The following is a 16,960-nucleotide window of genomic DNA, read 5'->3' as shown; positions in this document are numbered from 1 at the left end:
CCGGGGCCGACTCGGTTGCCAGCGATCGGCGCCCACCGCCTCAATAGGTGCGTCAACGCAGTTGTGGTCGACGTCACACCGACTCGATCACGTCCACCTGAACCCAAGGGGAGACCGTGAGAACCCAGCCTCTACCCCGTCGCCGCACGTGGGTCGCCACAGCGTTCACCGCGCTCCTGGCCACCGCGATGCTCGCGGGGACCCCCGCTGCACAAGCCAGCGACAACCCGACCCTCAAGGTCGACTACGACGCCGTCGGTACGACGCACATCGGTGCCCAGGTCGACGCGTCGATGGACCTCGGACCCTCAGTGCTCAAGTCGACCCTGGACCTCACCGACGGCGCCATCGTCGGGGGTTCCCTCGCGATCCCGACCCAGACCATGGCCTTCGACATCTTCGGGATCCCTGCCCGGGCGAAGGTCACCATGACCCAGGTCGGAGAGCTGACCGGCGCCCTCGTGCCCACCGATCAGCTCGGCAAGTCGACCCTCACCTCGACCGTCGCCTACGACATCAAGCTCAGCGACATCGAGGCGAAGATCTTCGGCATCTGGTGGCCGCTGTCCGTCGGCAGCCGCTGCCACACCGCGGAGCCGGTCAACATCACCGCCAGCACTCCCGAGGGTGAGTACTTCACCGTCAACGGCGGTGGCCGGGTCACCTCGACCTACACGATCGGAGAGTTCACCGGGTGCGCACCGCTGAACTTCTTCGACATCCCCGGCTTCTTCCCCTGGTTCGGCTCGGTCGCGGTCAACGCACTGGTGCCGGGCAGCGACAACACCCTTGACCTTCAGATCTCCAACCCCCGCGCGGGCACTGATTGATCCGCTCGGGGATCAACCCACCACCCAAGGAGAAAGTGTCATGAAGAAACTCACCAGCCGCGTGCTCACCGGTCTCGCCGCCGGAGCGCTCGCCAGCGCCACCGTCGCCGCGATGTCTGCGCCTGCTCAGGCGGCCGCCGACACCTACACGCCCACCGGCCCCGACCCGGTCGTCTTCGTCGGCAACGACGTGGCCTTCACCGCCGATGAGGCCGGCCAGACGCTGACCTGCGAGACGTTCGACCTCTCGGGCAGCATCTCGAACTCCGGTACGAGCCGGGCCTTCGGGGAGTCGGCGGGAACGCTGCCTGACCTCACGTCCGACAACTGCACCAACCCGATCGCCGGGGACACCGTCGTCGAGCCGACCGGCACCTGGGACGTCGCGATCACCGGAGCGGAGGTCGGCTCGGTCTCCCCTGCCGTGCTCCGGGACGTGACCGCGTCCGTCTCCGCGGCGAGCTGTGACTTCAACGTCGCCGGCACGGTCACCGGTGACTTCGATGACTCCACGGGGGTGTTCGCGCCCACCGGGTCGACCCTGGTCATCTCCGACGACCCGCAGGGTTTCATCTGCACGCTTCTCGGCATCGCCAAGGGGCAGAGCATCTCAGTGACCGGGAGCTGGACGGCTCAGGGCCTGACGATCACCAACCCGTGATCGACCGGCACTGACCGTTTCACCACGGGGTCTGTGTGGGTGGCCATCCGCCACTTACACAGACCCCAACCCTTTTGGTTTGCTCGGACATCAACCCACCCCAGGAAAAGGGTCATGAAAAAACTCATCAGCCGCCTACCCACAAGTCTCGCCGCCGGAGCTCTCGCTATGGCGACCGTCGCAGCGATGCCCATCCCGGCCCAGGGAGAAACTTGGTTCGACGGGACCGGGGAGTGGGCGCTGACGATCACCGGACCCGAGGTGGGCTCGGTCTCACCCGCGAGGCTCACCGACGTGGGGCTCTTCGTTCAGATGGCCGGATGTGAGTTAAACGTTGCAGGCGAGGTGAGCGGGAAACTCGATGATGCCAGCGGCATCTCCACGCCCACGGGTTCGAATCTGACTATCGCTGACGAACCATCAGGTTTCATCTGTCCTGTCTTCGGCTTCACAGGTGGCGATGCCGTAGTCATGAGCGGGACCTTCAGTGGCGCTGGTCTCTCGATCACAAACCCCTGATCGCCAAACCGATGAACGTCGCGGAATTTGTCACGGGCATGACAAGTTCCTGCGCTGCCGACTCGGTCATTCCCCCGATCTGTGGCGGTCGCCACAACCACCATCTTTACTGATGGAGGACACCCGTACGGTCCTTCGCCGGACCCGATCACCTGAGGAACTGTTCATGCGCATCCCGCACCTCACCTCCGGAGCACGCGCCGGTAGAGCGGCCGTCGACGTCCTCCTGCTGGCAGTTGTCGTTCATGGGCCCGCACGATCAGAGGTGATCCTGTGAGCCCACTGCACTCCGGCAGCGATCCGGTCAGACGTCGCCGGAGCTTGAAGATCGCCGCGCTGGCTGTCGTCTGCTTGCTGGCGACGGTGCCGACCGGGGCGGCGGCGCCCGAAGACAACCTTCCTGACCGGACGAAGCACAGTGCTAGCGGGCCCGTCACCTCGACCCAGATCATCGCAGCGCAGCGCGCAAAAATGAACATCACAATCGGGCCAGACAATCCGATGTGGGGCCTTTTGTACTACGGGATGTTCGACGCCTGCAAAGGTGGCAGCGCCGTCGCATGGTGCCCGATCGGGCAAGAACCCGAAGTCTACGGCGGGCTCCTCCGAGTGCCCTGGCCATTCGAGCCTCTGCCGGACTCATGCGTTCCCAACAGGCCGCCGGAGGAGCGCACCCAATACGTCAGGTCCCAGTTCGTCATTCTCTCCCCTGAACCTCAGGACACACCGGAGGGCACCACCTATCCGCTGGGAAATGTCGGCGCTTTCCCGGCAGTCGAGGTCAACCTGCTGGCGTTCGGGTCCATCCCCGCGACGGTCACACTACAGATGTCGATGACCAGGCAAGGGAAGACGATCCCGCCATGGACCGTGCACGTATGGAACCCCACGGGATACAAGGGTCCGCCGGGAAAAAACTGTGCGGTCTTCTACCGCACCTTGCTCGAAGGGCAGGTCGACATCCGGCTCGACGACCTTGAAGTCGACGGCCAGCCTGTCGACCTCGGTCCGAACTGTCGGACGTCCCGTCCGGTCGACATCGCGCTGTGGGGAGAACAGGGCTACCAAGCGCTCGCTGGCGGGTACCTCAGTCAGCGAGACGGTCACGAGAAGGGCGGCGGGACAATCACTCCTCTGCGGGCGCCCTTCGATCCCACACAGTTCGTGTCTCCGTACCACGACGATGAGGGCAGAACGCTGCCGGACTCGACGGGCGTGGACATTCCTCCCTTCGAAGGATGCGGTGCTGCCGAAGATCTCGACCCGCTCGTTACCGCGATGGCGTCTGGCCCAAACAACCCGTTGCGCGTCCACCAAGGAACACCAGGATTCACGTTTGATCCAGATGACCTGGCGCTGTGCTTTGCAGGACGGTGTCCGCTACCCGCCCCCGAGACGCCGGATACCGCTACGCCTTCGAACCCGCCGCCGGACCAGGACTGGTAAGTAGCGGCTTCGGTCGATCACCCGATCACGGCGCCCCCGCTGCGTACCTCTCCTCATGGATCACCGAGGAGAGGGCGGAACGGTGGCGCCAGCCGAAGCGCTCCAGGTCGGGGACCTCGGGCAGGTCGGCGACCGTACCGACGCAGAGCCAGGCGACGGGGCGTACGTGCTCGGGCATGCCGACCAGGGAGCGCAGGAAGTCCTCGCGGTAGAAGCTGACCCAGCCGACGCCGAGGCCCTCGGCGGTGGCGGCGAGCCAGAGATTCTGGATGGCACAGACGACGGAGTAGAGACCGGCGTCGGCGATGGCGTGGCGGCCGAGGACGTCCGGGCCGCCGCGGGTCGGGTCGTAGCCGACCACGATGCCCAGACCGGACTCGCGGATGCCCTCGATCTTGATCCGCGAGAACGTCTCGGCGCGCTCACCCGACAGGGTGGCGGCGAAGGTGTCGCGCTCGGTGGCGACGTGGGAGTGGAAGCGCTCGAGGCTGTCGGGGTCCCGGACGAGCACGAAGTCCCACGGCTGCGACATCCCGACGCTCGGCGCGGCGTGGGCGGCCGAGAGGATCCGCTCGAGAACCTCGGGGGCGACCGGCTCGCCGGTGAACTCGGAGCGGGTGTCCCGTCGCTGGTTGATGGCGTCGTAGAGATGCATCAGGCACGCTTTCTGGTGGCGTCGTAGAGGAAGGACTCTCCCCCGTCGCGGGCCAGGGCCGGCCCGACGAGGATGACCGCAGCCTGCCGCATCCCCGCCGCCTCGACCGCGTCGGCGATGGTCGCGACGGTCCCGCGCAGGATCTGCTCCTCGGGCTGGCTGGCGCGGTGGACGACCACGACCGGACACTGCGGTCCGTAGTGGGGCAGCAGCTCGGCCATCAGCTCGCGGGTGCGCCGGATCGCCAGGTGGAGCACGAGCGTCGCCCCGGTGGCCGCGTACGCCGCCAGCGACTCCCCCGCCGGCATCGCCGTGGAGCGAGCCTGGGTGCGGGTGAGCACCACCGACTGCGCCACCAGCGGCACGGTCAGCTCCCGCCCGACGAGCGCGGCGGCCGCGGCATAGGCGGGTACGCCGGGGGTCACGTCCCACGGCACGCCGGCCGCGTCGAGCCGCCGGGTCTGCTCGGCGACGGCTGAGTAGACGGAGGGGTCGCCGGAGACGAGACGGACGACCTGCTTGTCGTCGTGATGGGCGGTCACGATCGTGGCAATGATCTGCTCCAGGTCGAGCTGCTGGGTGTCGACCAGCTCGGCGTCGGGGCTGCAGTGCGCGAGCACCTCGGGGTCGAGGTAGGTGCCTGGAAAGAGCACCACGTCGGCGGCGGCGAGCATCCGCGTCGCGCGCACGGTGAGCAGGTCGGCCGCACCGGGACCGGCGCCTACGAAGTGGACGGTCGGCTGGGCTGTCATCGGACATACCTCGGCGTCCAGACCTGGCCGGCCTCGGTCACCCGGGTCGAGCTCGCCCCCACGATGACCAGGCACTTCATGTCGATGGACGCCGGGTCGAGCTCACCGAGGGTGGTCACGGTCAGCGACTCCCCGGCGCGGCCGACGTCGCGGCCGACGATGACGACGGTGTCGGGCTTGCGCTCCTGGAGGAGTACGTCGCGGGCCCGGGCGATCTGCTCGGTGCGCGATCGCGAGGCCGGGTTGTAGACGGCCAGCACCAGGTCTGCGGCGGCGACCGCGCGCAGCCGTTCCTCGATGACCGACCACGGCTTGAGCCGGTCGGAGAGCGACATCACCGCGAAGTCGGCGCCGACCGGCGCGCCCGCACGGGCGGCCACCGCCTGGACGGCGCTGACGCCGGGGAGCACCCGGATGCGTACGTCTCGGTAGGCAGGGTCCGCGGCGGCCTCGAAGACGGCCGAGGCCATCCCGAAGACCCCGGCGTCGCCGCCGGAGACGACCGCCACCCGCTCCCCCGCCAGCGCCAGGTCCAGCGCGAGCCTGGCCCGGTCGACCTCGACGGTGTTGCCCGAGGCATGCCGCCGCAGGCCTTCGCGCTGGGGTACGCGGTTGACGTAGGGGGCGTAGCCGACGACGTGGTCGACCTCGGCCAGGGCCTGGCTCACCTCGGGGGTCAGCCAGGCGTCGGGGCCGGGGCCGAGACCGACGACGAGGAGCTCGGAGGTCACGGCGGTCGAGCCTGTCGAGAGCTTTGCTGCTGTGACATCCATGGGGGTCTCGACAAGCTCGACCTCCGGTGAGACTGGGGCCTCGACAGGCTCGACCTCCGGTGGGCCATCGGTGGTCGAGCCTGTCGAGACCTCCCCCGCTGGTCGAGCCGCCGGAGCCGCTAGGCGGAGGCGTGTCGAGACCAACACATCGCCATCGAGCGCCGAGGGGACCGTGTTGGTCTCGACACGCTCGCTGGCGCTCGCGGCTCGACCGACGGGTGGCGCCGTGTCTCCCGGAACCACGATGAGCGAGAAATAGGGCACCGAGGCGGGGTCGACATCAGCGACCGGGAGCCAACGCTCCTCGGGCTGCGAGGCGCGCTCGACGTACCAGGACCCCTCCAGCCGCCCGGCAGCAGCCAACGCGGAGCGTACAGCCGGGAAGGTGCGGCCGAGCTTCATGATGATCGCGGCCTCGGTGTCGGCTAGGCGGCGGGCGAGCTCGGGCTCGGGGAGGGTGCCGGGGAGCACGGTGAGAACGTCGGTCTGGCGCACCAGCGGCGTCGAGACGGCGGCGGTGGCGGCGGCGAAGGCGGGTACGCCGGGGACCACCGAGGTCGGGTAGACCTCCTTGAACCGGTCGTGGAGATACATCGAGGAGCCGTAGAAGAGCGGGTCGCCCTCGGCGAGCAGGACCACGTCGCGGCCGGCGTCGAGGTGGGCGGAGAGCCGCACCGCGCAGGACTCGTAGAACTCCGCCATCGCGCCGACGTAGCCGCCGGGGTGAGACGTCGTCCCGGTGGTGACCGGGTAGCGCAGCTCCTCCTCGATCGCGTCCGCGGGGATCAGCGAGGCGGCGATCCGGCGGGCGTGGGACTGCTTGCGCACGCCGGCGTGGTAGGCGACGACCGGGGCCGCACCGATCAGCCGGGCGGCCTTGAGGGTGATCAGCTCGGGGTCGCCGGGGCCGATGCCGACGACGGTGAAGCTGCCGGGGGTCGGGACGCTCATTCCTGCTCCTGGGCGAGTGCGTTGAGGGCGGACGAGGTCATCGCCGAGCCGCCGCGGCGGCCGCGTACGGTCACGAACGGGATGTCGATCCCGTGGTCGGCGGCGAAGGCAGCGAGCGCCTCCTTCGACTCGGCGGCGCCGATGAAGCCGACCGGGCAGCCGACGATCGCTGCCGGTCGCGGGCCGCCGTCGAGGATCATCTCCAGCAGATGGAACAGCGCGGTCGGAGCGTTGCCGATGGCGACCACGGCACCGTCGAGATGGGGCTCCCACAACGAGACCGCGGCCGCGGTGCGGGTCGTCCCCCACCGCCTGGCCAGCGCCGGGACGCGCTCGTCGCCGAGCATGCACAGCACCTCGTTGTCGCTCGGCAGCCGGCTGCGGGTGACCCCGGTCGCGACCATCGTCGCGTCGCACAGGATCGGCGCCCCGCCCTCCAGCGCGCTGCGCGCGGCCTTCACCAGACCGGGGTGGATGACCAGGTCGGAGGCGAGATCGACCTGCCCGCTGCCGTGGATCATCCGCACCGCGAGCCGCTCGGCGTCGGCCGGCACCGCGGAGAGGTCGGCCTCGCGCCGGATGGTCGCGAAGGAGTCGACGTAGATCGCCGGTCCCTGGTCGATGTAGTCGTAGCGACGGGTCGGGCGGGGCTGCTCCGCAGGCACGAGTACGCCGCGCCAGGGTGTCACCACGACCGTCGGCGCCCGCTCGGCCAGCGCCAGGATCGCGGCGCGGTCCAGGGATCCGTCGGGGGCGGCAATGTGCTCGCCACCCGGCACCGGACCGAATGGCAGAGGTTCGACGGGTGGCGGGACTCGCGGGTCGGCTGCTGGGGTCTCGACAAGCTCGACCACCGAAGACTTCGGCTCGACCACCGGAGACGTCAGCTCGACCTGCGCCGGGGACGGGAGCTCGGAGACGTGCCAGGGAGCCGACGGCCCCTCGCCGCGTACGTCCAGGAAGCGCGCAGCGAGCGCGGCCAGGTGCGAAGCCGCCTCGGCGAGCGGCACGACCGGCCCCCAGCCGTCGCCGACGCGCAGCTGACCTTCGCAGTCGGACAGAGCGGCCAGCCCGAGATCGCACTCGCGCGAGACCAGGTCGCCGCGACCGTCGTCGAGCACGAAGAGGAACCTGCCGGGCAGCGCGGAGAGACGGGGCGAGGCGCAGAGCAGCCGATCCAGTGCGGCGGCGACGCCGCGCAGGTCGGCCCGTCCCCCGGCGAGCCCGGTCTGCGGGGAGACCATCACGTTGCGTACCAGCTCGTGGGTCTGCGACGGCACCAGACCGGTCGCCTCCAGCGCGGCGTGCACCTCCCGCGGCAGCTCCCCGGAGTCCGAGGGCAGGCCGCGCACCTGCAGGTTGGCGCGGCCGGTGAGGTGGACGCGGCCGTCGCCGTAGGTCTCGGCGACCTCGACGAGCGAGAGCAGCGAGGCCGTCGAGACGGACCCGCCGATCAGCCGCAGCCGCACCAGCAGCCCGTCCTCTGCCGGCCAGGGACGACCGACACCTGGGCACCGGTCGGTTCGGACTCGCGCCATCAGCACACCTGCTCTTGCGTCATGTGCCCTTCCGCGGGGCACGTGGGGACCTGGCGGCGGGCGCCGCCAGAGCCAGCAGGTCTTCGGACTCGGAATCGACCGGTGCGGAGCGCCTTCCCGGAGCCGAGGCTCCAGTGGCTGCCCTCCCGAAGGAGGAGCGTGCCCCGCCCGTCATCCTCACCGCTGCGCGTCAGTCCCGGACTCTCACCGGGTTCCCTGACCCCATCAGGCATGGAGTACGACTGGCAGGGCGAGACTACCCACTGGCGAAGATGTCACCGAATTACTCCCCGCCCGGCGCGAGATTGTGCCAATGTTCGTGACTCGAAAAATCTCACTACTCGTCTCCCACACCATGGAGTACCCGTGACCGTCTCGGCTCGGCGTCAACTGTCCGTACTCGCAACCATCTCCGCGCTCCTCCTCGGCCTCGAGGCCTGCGGCACCGCCTCCGACACGGAGGTCTCGATCGGTCTGGTGGTGCCCACCTCGGGCCCCTACCGGTCGATCGGCTCCGACATGGCCCGCGGTTTCGACCTTTATCTCGACCAGCACGACGGGATGCTCGGCGGTCGCACCGTCGACCTCGTCCGGGCCGACGAGGGCGAAGGAGCCAAGACCGGGGTCCCCGCGGTGACCAAGGTGATCGAGGAGGACGAGGTCCACGCTGTCGTCGGCGTGCTGAGCTCGGAGACGGCGGCCGGGGCCAAGAAGGTCGCGGAGGAGAACGAGACCCCGCTGGTCATCACCGGCGCCAGCGCCGACGGGCTCGCCGACGGCTCCGACTACCTGTGGCGTACGTCCTCGACCAACGCCCGCATCGGCGGATCGCTCGGCAAGGCGGTCGCGCGCGAGACCGACCTGGGCGAGACGTACGTCATCGCCTCCGACGATGCCTCAGGACACGAGTTCTCCGACAGCTTCATGATCGCCTTCGAGGCCTCCGGCGGCAGCGTCTCCGGGCAGAGCTACACCCCGGCCGGGGTGACCGACGAGTGGTCGGGCATCTTCGAGAAGGCTGAGGAGTCGGGGGCCGACGCGATCTACGCCGCCTACATCGGGACGGACGCGGTGTCGTTCGTGCGGCACTACCGCGCGTCCGGCGTCGCCGGGAAGATCCCGCTCTACGGCCCCGGGTTCCTGACCGAGGGCGACGCGCTGACCGGGCTCGGCGGCGCCGCGACCGGGGTGCGGACCTCGCTGCACTACAGCGACACGATGGACTCGCTGATGAACGACGCGTTCGTGAAGGACTACCGCAAGGCGTACGACTCGACGCCCACGGTCTACTCCGTCCAGGCCTACGACGCCGCCGCCGCGCTCGACAAGGCGCTCGCCCTCTCCCCCGACGTCACCCGCGAGGAGATCGCCGACTCGCTCGGCTCGATCGGCACCATCATCAGCCCCCGCGGCAACTGGTCCTTCGACCCCAAGCACAACCCCGCGCAGTCCTACTTCCTGCGCGTGGTCAAGGGCACCCCCGAGGGGCCGCGCAACGTGGTGGTGTCGAAGATCGCCTCAGCGGGGACCTGAGCCGTCGCGCAGCTCGGCGCGGGTGGCGGCCAGCTCGTCGCGTATGACTGCGAGCTCCTCGCGCAGCGATACCAGGATGGCCATCATCTCGGCGTCGGACTCCTCCTCGTGCTCGGCGAGCGTCTCGACGCTCTCCATGCCGGAGACGACCACGGCGAGGAAGAGGTTGAGGACCGCGAAGGTCATCACCAGGATGAAGACGACGAAGAAGATCCACGCCGACGGGTCCTCGGCCATCACCTCGCGGGCGATGTCGGGCCAGGCCTCGCCGGTCATGGTCTGGAAGAGGGTGAACGCGCTGGTGCCGAGGTCGCCGAAGTACTCCGGCGCGATCGTGCCGTAGAGGTTGGTCGAGATGACCACCGCGACGTACATCATCAGCACCAGCAGCGCCGCGACCGACCCCATCCCCGGCATGGCCGCGATCAGCCCGTCGACGACGCGGCGCATCGACGGGACGGAGTTGACCAGGCGCAGCACGCGCAGGATCCGCAGCGCCCGCAGCACCGAGAGCGGCCCGGTCGCCGGCACCAGCGCGATCGCCACGATCACGGTGTCGAAGACGTTCCACGGGTCGAGGAAGAACCGCGGTCCGTACGCCACCAGCCGAAGCGCCAGCTCGACGACGAAGACGCCGAGCAGCACGTTGTCGAAGACCGCCAGCTCATGGGCGAGGCCGGCGGGCACCGCCGTCTCGGCACCCAGGACCACCGCGTTGAGGATGATCACCCCGATGATGATCCGTTGGAAGGTCTCGTTGTCGACCAGCGTGCGCACCCGGCCGCGAAGGCCGGCGTTCTCGAGGTCGGTCGTGTCGGAGCCGGGCGTGCTCGAAACCATGTTCGCGGTGTCCTCCTGTGGCGCTGTGAGAGCGCCGAGAGCCTAGTGGGGCAGGCTCCGAGCACGTGACCCGGCTCAGCGGCCGTGCCGGGCGAAGAAGTCCCAGATCAGCTCGGTCGCCTCGACCTCCTGGGTGGCCGTGCCGTCGACGGGACTGCCCGGCCAGCTGTGGGTGCCGCCGGCGACCTTGTAGAACTGCACCTCGGAGCCGTCGGCGCAGCCGGAGTAGGTCTCGGTGCTGACGTGCTCGGTGACCTGGGCGACCTCGGGTCCGGTGGTGCAGCCGTCGAAGCGCGCCCAGGTCTGCACGGCGAGCTCGGTGGTGTAGCCCCAGCGCTTGTCGCCGTTGCCCGCATAGGGGTTCACGGTGTCGGCGTCGCCGTGGAAGGTGATCACCGGCACCGGCTCGCCCGGGGCGCAGCTCTGCAGCTCGATCGCGTGCGGTGCGTCCGGCGACGGACGGCCCGCACGGAGACCGGCCACGGGCGCGATCGCGGCCACCTTCTCGGGGTGGGCGCAGGCGTACGCGGAGGACATCCGGGCGCCGCCCGAGTGACCGGTCAGGTAGACCCGGTCGGAGTCGGCGCAGCCGCGCTCGATGAAGGTGTCGATGACCCGGGTCAGGAACGCGACGTCGTCGCGCGAGTCCGGTGGCGGGTAGGAGCCGGCGGTGGTCGGTACGCCCGGGACGTTCCACAGCCAGACCTGGTCGGGGTTGGGGCCGGCGGCCGGGATGACCGCGTTGGGTGCCACAGTGAGGAAGCCGTTGGCGTCGGCGGTCGCGTCGAACTCGTTGTAGGCGGCGATCGTGTCCGCGTTGCCGCCGCTGGGGTGCAGGTTGAGGACGAGCGGCGCGGGGTCGTCCTGGGCGACACCGTCGGGGCGGTGGACGCGGACGGGATAGGCCTGGCCCTCGAAGTCGATGTCGATCCAGGTGGTGCCGGGGGCGACGGTGGTCGCGCACTGCTCCGCGCGCGGTTTCGGTTTGGTGGCTGGGCTCGTGTCGCCGACGGCAGCGGCGGAGGCGGCCCAGCCGGAGGCGAGGGCGGAGACGGTGGCGACCGCGAGCACGGTCTGCATGAGAAGGCGATTCCGAGGAGCCATGATCTCCTGCTTCCTACCGATATCTGATTTTGTCAGTGGACTAGCCAATAGGACAATGACAGGACTGTCAAGGGACCCTTGCTGTGCTCCGGGTGGGGCTAGCTGGTCGCCAGGTGCAGCGCCAGGCCGAGCCCGGCGATCCCGACCAGCCAGCGCAGCGGCCGCTCGGGGGCGATCCGGACGATCGCCGGGCCCAGATATCCACCCACCACGGCCCCTACCCCGAGGGCCACGGCGGCGGACCAGTCGACGGGTGCGAACACGATGTAGGCGACCGCAGCGGTGCCGTTGGCCACGCCGGTGGCGACGTTCTTGACCGCGTTGGTGACGGCGTACGCCTCGGTGCGCTCGAGCACGAGCACGGCCAGCGCGATGATGCCGACGCCGGCGCCGAAGTAGCCGCCGTAGATGCCGAGGGCGAAGACGACCACGCCCCAGCCGAACCCGCGAGCCAGCGTACGCCGCGAATCACCCTCTCTCTTCGGAGGTCTCGACAGGCTCGACCACTGGGAGATCCGGTCGCGGAGCAGCAGGAGGATCGCACCGGCGCCGACGAGCCAGGGCACGATCGCCTCGAAGGCCTCGGCCGGCGTGGTGAGGAGCAGCGCGGCGCCGACCGCGCCGCCCAGGAACGAGGCGATGGCGAGCGCCGCGATCCGGCGGCCCTGCCCACGCAACTCGCGGCGCGACCCCGCGATGGTGCCGGCGGTGTTGCCGAACATCGCCACCGTGTTGGTGACGTTGGCGATGACCGGAGGCAGGCCGGCGGCGAGCAGTGCGGGGTAGCTGATCAGCGAGGCCAGGCCGGCCACCGAGCCGGTCAGGCCCGCGCCGATGCCGGCGAGCAGCAGCCAGGCGAGGTCGGCGCTCACCGGGCGGCCGCGCGCGAGGCCGGGCCGAACGGTCTGCTCAACGGACCAGGCACGGCCGCTTGGGGTCGAAGGTCCACTCCGGCACCAGGTACTGCATCGCGATGCTGTCGTCGCGTACGCCCAGGCCGTGCTCGAGGTAGAGATCGTGGGCGGCGGCGAGCCGTTCCCGGTCGAGCCGGATGCCGAGGCCGGGCTCGGTGGGCACCTCGATGGCACCGTCACGGATCTGCAGCGGCGACTCGGTCAGCCCCTGGCCGTCCTGCCAGATCCAGTGGGTGTCGAGCGCGGTGATCTCCCCCGGCGCCGCGGCCCCGACGTGGGTGAACATCGCCAGCGAGACGTCGAAGTGGTTGTTGGAGTGGGAGCCCCAGGTCAGTCCGAAGTCGTGGCACAGCTGGGCGACGCGGACCGAGCCGGACATCGTCCAGAAGTGCGGGTCGGCCAGCGGGATGTCGACGGCGTCGGTGCGGATCGCGTGGGCCAGCTGGCGCCAGTCGGTCGCGATCATGTTGGTCGCGGTGCGCAGCCCGGTGGCGCGCTTGAACTCGGCCATGACCTCGCGGCCCGAGTAGCCGCCCTCGGCGCCGCAGGGATCCTCGGCGTACGCGAGCACGTCGTCCTTGCCCGCGAGCAGCCGGACGGCGTCGGCGAGCAGCCAGCCGCCGTTGGGGTCGAGGGTGATCCGGGCCTCGGGGAACCGCTCGTGGAGGGCGGTCACCGCGGCGACCTCCTCCTCGCCAGGGAGCACGCCGCCCTTGAGCTTGAAGTCGGCGAAGCCGTAGCGGGCCTGGGCGGCCTCGGCGAGGCGTACGACCGACTCGGGAGTCAGCGCGACCTCGCGGCGGATGCGGGACCAGTCGTCGGCGGCGTCCGGCTCACGGAGGTAGGGCAGGTCGGTGCGCCCGGGGTCGCCGACGTAGAAGAGGTAGCCGAGCATCGGCACCCGGTCGCGCTGCTGGCCCTCGCCGAGCAGCTCGGCGACCGGCACGCCCTGCTCCTGACCTGCGAGGTCGAGGAGTGCGGACTCGATCGCGGTGACGGCGTGGACCGTCGTACGCAGGTCGAAGGTCTGCACTCCTCGGCCGCCGGCGTCGCGGTCGGCGAACCGGTCGGCGACCTGGCGCAGGAGGCTGCGGTAGCGGGAGACGGGCTGGCCGACGAGGAGCTCGGCGGCCTCCTCGATGGTGCGGCGGATGGGCTCACCGCCGGGTACCTCGCCGACGCCCTCGCGACCTTCGGAGTCGGTGAGGATCGCGATGTTGCGGGTGAAGAACGGCGCGTGCGCGCCGCTGAGGTTGAGCAGCATCGAGTCGTGGCCCGCGACCGGGACGACCTCGATCTTCCCGATGGTGGGCGCGTTGGTGGGCGCGCTCATGGCAGCTGGAGCTCTCCGTCGATGCGGCGGACGAGCTGCCACGGGTTGTCGTCGCGTACGGCCTCCGGGAGGAGCGCGGCAGGTACGTCCTGGTAGGCGACCGGGCGCTGGAAGCGCTCGATCGCAAGGCTGCCGACCGAGGTGGAGCGGGAGTCGGAGGTGGCCGGGAACGGGCCGCCGTGGACCATCGCGTGGCCGACCTCGACGCCGGTCGGCCAGCCGTTGAAGAGGATGCGGCCGGCCTTGAGCTCGAGCGCGCCGACCACCCGGGCGGCAGCCTCGTTGTCGGCGTCGGTGGCGTGGACGGTGGCGGTGAGCTGGCCCTCGAGGGAGTCGAGGCTGGGCAGCAGCTCCTCGACCGAGTCGTAGCGGACGACGACCCCGGAGGCGCCGAAGACCTCGTCGGTGACGCCGTCGAGGCGCACGGCCTCGACGAGCTGGGGCGCGGGGGCGTCGGTGTCGCCGGGGGTGCCCTCGCCGACGACGGTGACACCGTCGACCTCACGGAGAGCGGCGGTGCCCTTCTCGTAGGCGCTGGCGATGCCGCTGGTCAGCATGGTGGTGCCGACGGCCTCGGCGGTCGCGCGGCCGGCCGCTGCGAGGAAGGCGTCGCCGGCCTCGCCCGTGGGCAGGAAGAGCAGGCCGGGGTTGGTACAGAACTGGCCGGAGCCGAGGGTGAGCGAGCCGACGTAGGCGGTGGCGAGGGCGTCGGTGTCGTTCTCGAGCGCGCCCGGGAGCACGACGACGGGGTTGATCGAGGACATTTCGGCGTAGACCGGGATCGGCTCGGGGCGGGTCGCGGCGGCCGCGACGATCGCGAGGCCGCCGCCGCGGGAGCCGGTGAAGCCGACGGCCTTGATGCGCGGGTCGGTGACCAGGGTCTGGCCGAGCTCGATGCCGGTCTGCGGATCGGTGTCGAGGAGGAAGGAGAAGGTGCCGGCGTGGAGCCCGGCCTTCTCGACCGCGCGGGTGATGGCCTGGGCAACCAGGTAGCCGGTGAGCGGGTGGGCGGGGTGGCCCTTGACGACCACCGGGCAGCCGGCCGCGAGCGCGGAGGCGGTGTCGCCGCCGGCGGTGGAGAAGGCGAGCGGGAAGTTGCTGGCGCCGAAGACGGCGACCGGGCCGAGCGGGATGTGGCGCTGACGGATGTCGGCCCGCGGGAGCGGGGTCCGGTCCGGGAGGGCCGGGTCGATGCGTACGCCCAGGTGGTCACCGCGCCGCACGACGCCGGCGAACATCTTCAGCTGGCCGGTGGTGCGGCCGACCTCACCGCTGATGCGGCCCTCGGGCAGGTGGGACTCGGCGACGGCCGCCTCGACGATCTCCTCGCGCGCCGCCTCGATCTCGGCAGCGGCGGCCTCGAGGAAGTCGGCGCGGGCGTCGGGGGTGGTGGCGCGGTAGCCGGCGAAGGCCTCGGCCGCGGCGGTGGTGGCTGCGGCGACGTCGGGCTGATCGGCGTCGGCTCCGGCGATGATCGATCGGTAGCTCATGGTCCGTTCCTATCGGGTCGGTCGGTCTCGGGTGCTGTTCCGGATCGGATCGGCGTCAGGAGATCCGGCTGATCAGGTCACGCAGCTCGTCGATCTCGTCCTCGCGCAGGTCGGTCAGCGGCGGCCGGACCGGGCCGGCGGGCCGCCCGATCGCGGCCAGCCCACCCTTGACGATGGAGACCGCGTAGCCGGCCGTACGGTCCCGGATGTCGAGGTAGGGGATCACGAACTCGTTGAGACGACGGTAGACCTCGTCGCGGTCCTGGGCACGGACGGCGTCGTAGAACTCGATCGCCCACTTCGGCGCGAAGTTGAACAGCGCCGAGGAGTACGTGCTCACCCCGAGCTGCAGCAGCGGCAGCGCGAAGGTCTCCGCCGTCGGCAGGCCGCCGATGTAGATGAGCCGCTCGCCGACGCGCGCGTAGGTGCGCGTCATCTGCTCGATGTTGCCGACGCCGTCCTTGAAGCCGATCAGATTGGGGTTCCGGTCGGCGAGGCGAGCGACGGCCTCGTCACGCAGGATGGCGTTGGCGCGGCTGTAGACGACCACCCCCAGCCCGGTGGCCTCGCAGACCTGGCTCGCATGCTCGACCAGACCGTCCTGGCCCGCCTCGGTCAGGTACGGCGGCATCAGCAGCACCCCGTCCGCCCCCGCAGCCTCGGCCGCCTTCGCCTGGGCGATCGCATTCGAGGTGCTCCCCGTCGCCGGCGCCAGCACCGGCACCGCCCCCGCGACCTCGTCGACCGCAGCGCGTACGACCCGGTCGGTCTCCTCCGGCCGCAACGAGAACCCCTCCCCCGTCCCGCCCGCCGCGAACAGCCCCGCGACCGGATACTGCGCCAGCCAGCTCAGATGCTTGCGGTAGGACTCCTCGTCGAACTGAAGGTCCGCAGAGAAGTGGGTGACCGGGAACGAGAGAAGCCCGCTCTTCAGCTGGGCGGCCAGGTCTGTCGGGCTGTACTCGGTCACGAGACACGTCCTTCAAATGTCGATGCGAGGTGGTGACCATCACGGTAGGAACGTTCAGCGATGCCTGTCCAAGCCCGAATTTGAATCTCGTGATGCGTGGGGAGTATCGGCCCCGGTGGGCCTGTCGAGACCCCTGGCTCGGAACACCAACCCCCACCGGAGGTCGAGCTTGTCGAGACCCTCGACCCGACGCCAGCCCCCGGTGGCCTCCACCGGTGGTCGAGCCTGTCGAGACCACCCCACTCGGAACACCAGCCCCCGGCAGTGACCCCCGGAGGTCGAGCTTGTCGAGACCACCCCGCCCACAACACCCGCCACCTCCGGTGAGCACCGGTGGTCGAGCCTGTCGAGACCTCCCTGCGGGAAACGTGTCGCCGAGGCTGGTCTGGGCCGCCGACCCTTTCCTGAGGGTCTTCTCGACCTGCCCCGGAGTCAAGGACGGCCTACGGCCGCCGGCTTCGCCGGCCGCTTCGCGGTCCTGGACACCGGGACACGTCGAGAAAAAATCTGACTGGCTATCGGGGCGGCGGCCCGAGTGTGGCGCGGAGAACTGAGTCCTCGGAGGTCGAGCTCGACGAGGCCCTCGACCCGCGCCGCCAGCCCTCGGTGGCGCCCACCGGAGGTCGAGCCTGTCGAGACCACCCCACCCAC

15 protein-coding genes, 1 pseudogene and 1 riboswitch are annotated in these 16,960 nt (G+C 70.3%); of the genes and pseudogenes, 5 read left to right on the top strand and 11 right to left on the bottom strand.

What is annotated here, in order from left to right:
• Positions 1-116: 116 nt before the first annotated feature.
• From IEY81_RS10435 to IEY81_RS10420, 4 genes are all read left to right on the top strand, one after another.
• Positions 117-830, top strand: a complete 714-nt coding sequence (locus IEY81_RS10435) for a hypothetical protein (RefSeq protein ID WP_189118424.1) — start codon at positions 117-119, stop codon at positions 828-830.
• A 40-nt stretch (positions 831-870) separates the two neighbouring features.
• On the top strand, positions 871-1,491 hold the full coding sequence (locus tag IEY81_RS10430; protein ID WP_189118423.1) for a hypothetical protein: 621 nt from the start codon (positions 871-873) through the stop codon (positions 1,489-1,491).
• Positions 1,492-1,605: 114 nt separating this feature from the next.
• Positions 1,606-2,010: a hypothetical protein gene (locus IEY81_RS10425; RefSeq protein ID WP_189118422.1), complete on the top strand. Its 405-nt coding sequence runs from the start codon at positions 1,606-1,608 to the stop codon at positions 2,008-2,010.
• 273 nt (positions 2,011-2,283) lie between these two features.
• The gene (locus tag IEY81_RS10420) at positions 2,284-3,456 is read left to right on the top strand and encodes a hypothetical protein (protein WP_189118421.1); all 1,173 of its coding nucleotides are present in this window, start codon (positions 2,284-2,286) and stop codon (positions 3,454-3,456) included.
• A 25-nt stretch (positions 3,457-3,481) separates the two neighbouring features.
• Here the strand turns inward: IEY81_RS10420 and bluB are convergent, their stop codons facing one another.
• The 5 genes and pseudogenes from bluB to IEY81_RS24185 all read right to left on the bottom strand — a co-directional run.
• Positions 3,482-4,111, bottom strand: a complete 630-nt coding sequence (bluB, locus tag IEY81_RS10415) for a 5,6-dimethylbenzimidazole synthase (protein ID WP_189118420.1) — start codon at positions 4,109-4,111, stop codon at positions 3,482-3,484.
• Positions 4,111-4,863, bottom strand: coding sequence for a precorrin-4 C(11)-methyltransferase (gene cobM / locus IEY81_RS10410; RefSeq protein ID WP_189118419.1), 753 nt, complete (start codon positions 4,861-4,863; stop codon positions 4,111-4,113). Before cobM ends, bluB begins: the two co-directional genes overlap by 1 nt.
• Positions 4,860-6,587, bottom strand: a complete 1,728-nt coding sequence (gene cobJ, locus IEY81_RS10405) for a precorrin-3B C(17)-methyltransferase (protein WP_189118418.1) — start codon at positions 6,585-6,587, stop codon at positions 4,860-4,862. Before cobJ ends, cobM begins: the two co-directional genes overlap by 4 nt.
• On the bottom strand, positions 6,584-7,192 hold the full coding sequence (locus IEY81_RS10400) for a precorrin-8X methylmutase (protein WP_229787729.1): 609 nt from the start codon (positions 7,190-7,192) through the stop codon (positions 6,584-6,586). The genes cobJ and IEY81_RS10400 overlap by 4 nt, the downstream gene beginning before the upstream one ends.
• A 738-nt stretch (positions 7,193-7,930) precedes the next feature.
• Positions 7,931-8,125, bottom strand: a pseudogene (locus IEY81_RS24185) (ferredoxin-like domain-containing protein); the annotation flags it as partial.
• Positions 8,126-8,182: 57 nt separating this feature from the next.
• Positions 8,183-8,386, bottom strand: a riboswitch (cobalamin riboswitch).
• 105 nt (positions 8,387-8,491) lie between these two features.
• Between IEY81_RS24185 and IEY81_RS10390 the strand changes: the two are divergent.
• On the top strand, positions 8,492-9,658 hold the full coding sequence (locus IEY81_RS10390) for an ABC transporter substrate-binding protein (protein ID WP_189118417.1): 1,167 nt from the start codon (positions 8,492-8,494) through the stop codon (positions 9,656-9,658).
• Here IEY81_RS10390 and IEY81_RS10385 read toward each other — a convergent pair.
• From IEY81_RS10385 to kdgD, 6 genes are all read right to left on the bottom strand, one after another.
• Positions 9,644-10,498 (bottom strand): ion transporter, encoded by an 855-nt coding sequence (locus tag IEY81_RS10385; protein WP_189118416.1) that lies wholly within the window; start codon positions 10,496-10,498, stop codon positions 9,644-9,646. The genes IEY81_RS10390 and IEY81_RS10385 overlap by 15 nt on opposite strands.
• A gap of 75 nt (positions 10,499-10,573) precedes the next feature.
• A complete protein-coding gene (locus IEY81_RS10380; protein WP_189118415.1) occupies positions 10,574-11,602 on the bottom strand; it encodes an extracellular catalytic domain type 1 short-chain-length polyhydroxyalkanoate depolymerase in 1,029 nt (342 codons plus the stop codon).
• 98 nt (positions 11,603-11,700) lie between these two features.
• Positions 11,701-12,474: a sulfite exporter TauE/SafE family protein gene (locus IEY81_RS10375; RefSeq protein WP_189118414.1), complete on the bottom strand. Its 774-nt coding sequence runs from the start codon at positions 12,472-12,474 to the stop codon at positions 11,701-11,703.
• A gap of 37 nt (positions 12,475-12,511) precedes the next feature.
• Positions 12,512-13,849, bottom strand: a complete 1,338-nt coding sequence (locus IEY81_RS10370) for an enolase C-terminal domain-like protein (protein WP_189118413.1) — start codon at positions 13,847-13,849, stop codon at positions 12,512-12,514.
• Positions 13,846-15,339, bottom strand: a complete 1,494-nt coding sequence (locus tag IEY81_RS10365) for an aldehyde dehydrogenase (NADP(+)) (protein ID WP_189118412.1) — start codon at positions 15,337-15,339, stop codon at positions 13,846-13,848. The genes IEY81_RS10370 and IEY81_RS10365 overlap by 4 nt, the downstream gene beginning before the upstream one ends.
• Before the next feature lie 55 nt (positions 15,340-15,394).
• The gene (gene kdgD / locus IEY81_RS10360) at positions 15,395-16,309 is read right to left on the bottom strand and encodes a 5-dehydro-4-deoxyglucarate dehydratase (RefSeq protein ID WP_189118411.1); all 915 of its coding nucleotides are present in this window, start codon (positions 16,307-16,309) and stop codon (positions 15,395-15,397) included.
• Positions 16,310-16,960 lie beyond the last annotated feature (651 nt).

The organism is Nocardioides luteus, assembly GCF_014648595.1.
Lineage (GTDB): Bacteria > Actinomycetota > Actinomycetes > Propionibacteriales > Nocardioidaceae > Nocardioides > Nocardioides luteus.
The sequence above is the reverse complement of the archived record's forward strand: the minus strand, read 5'-3'. Positions and strand labels throughout refer to the sequence as shown.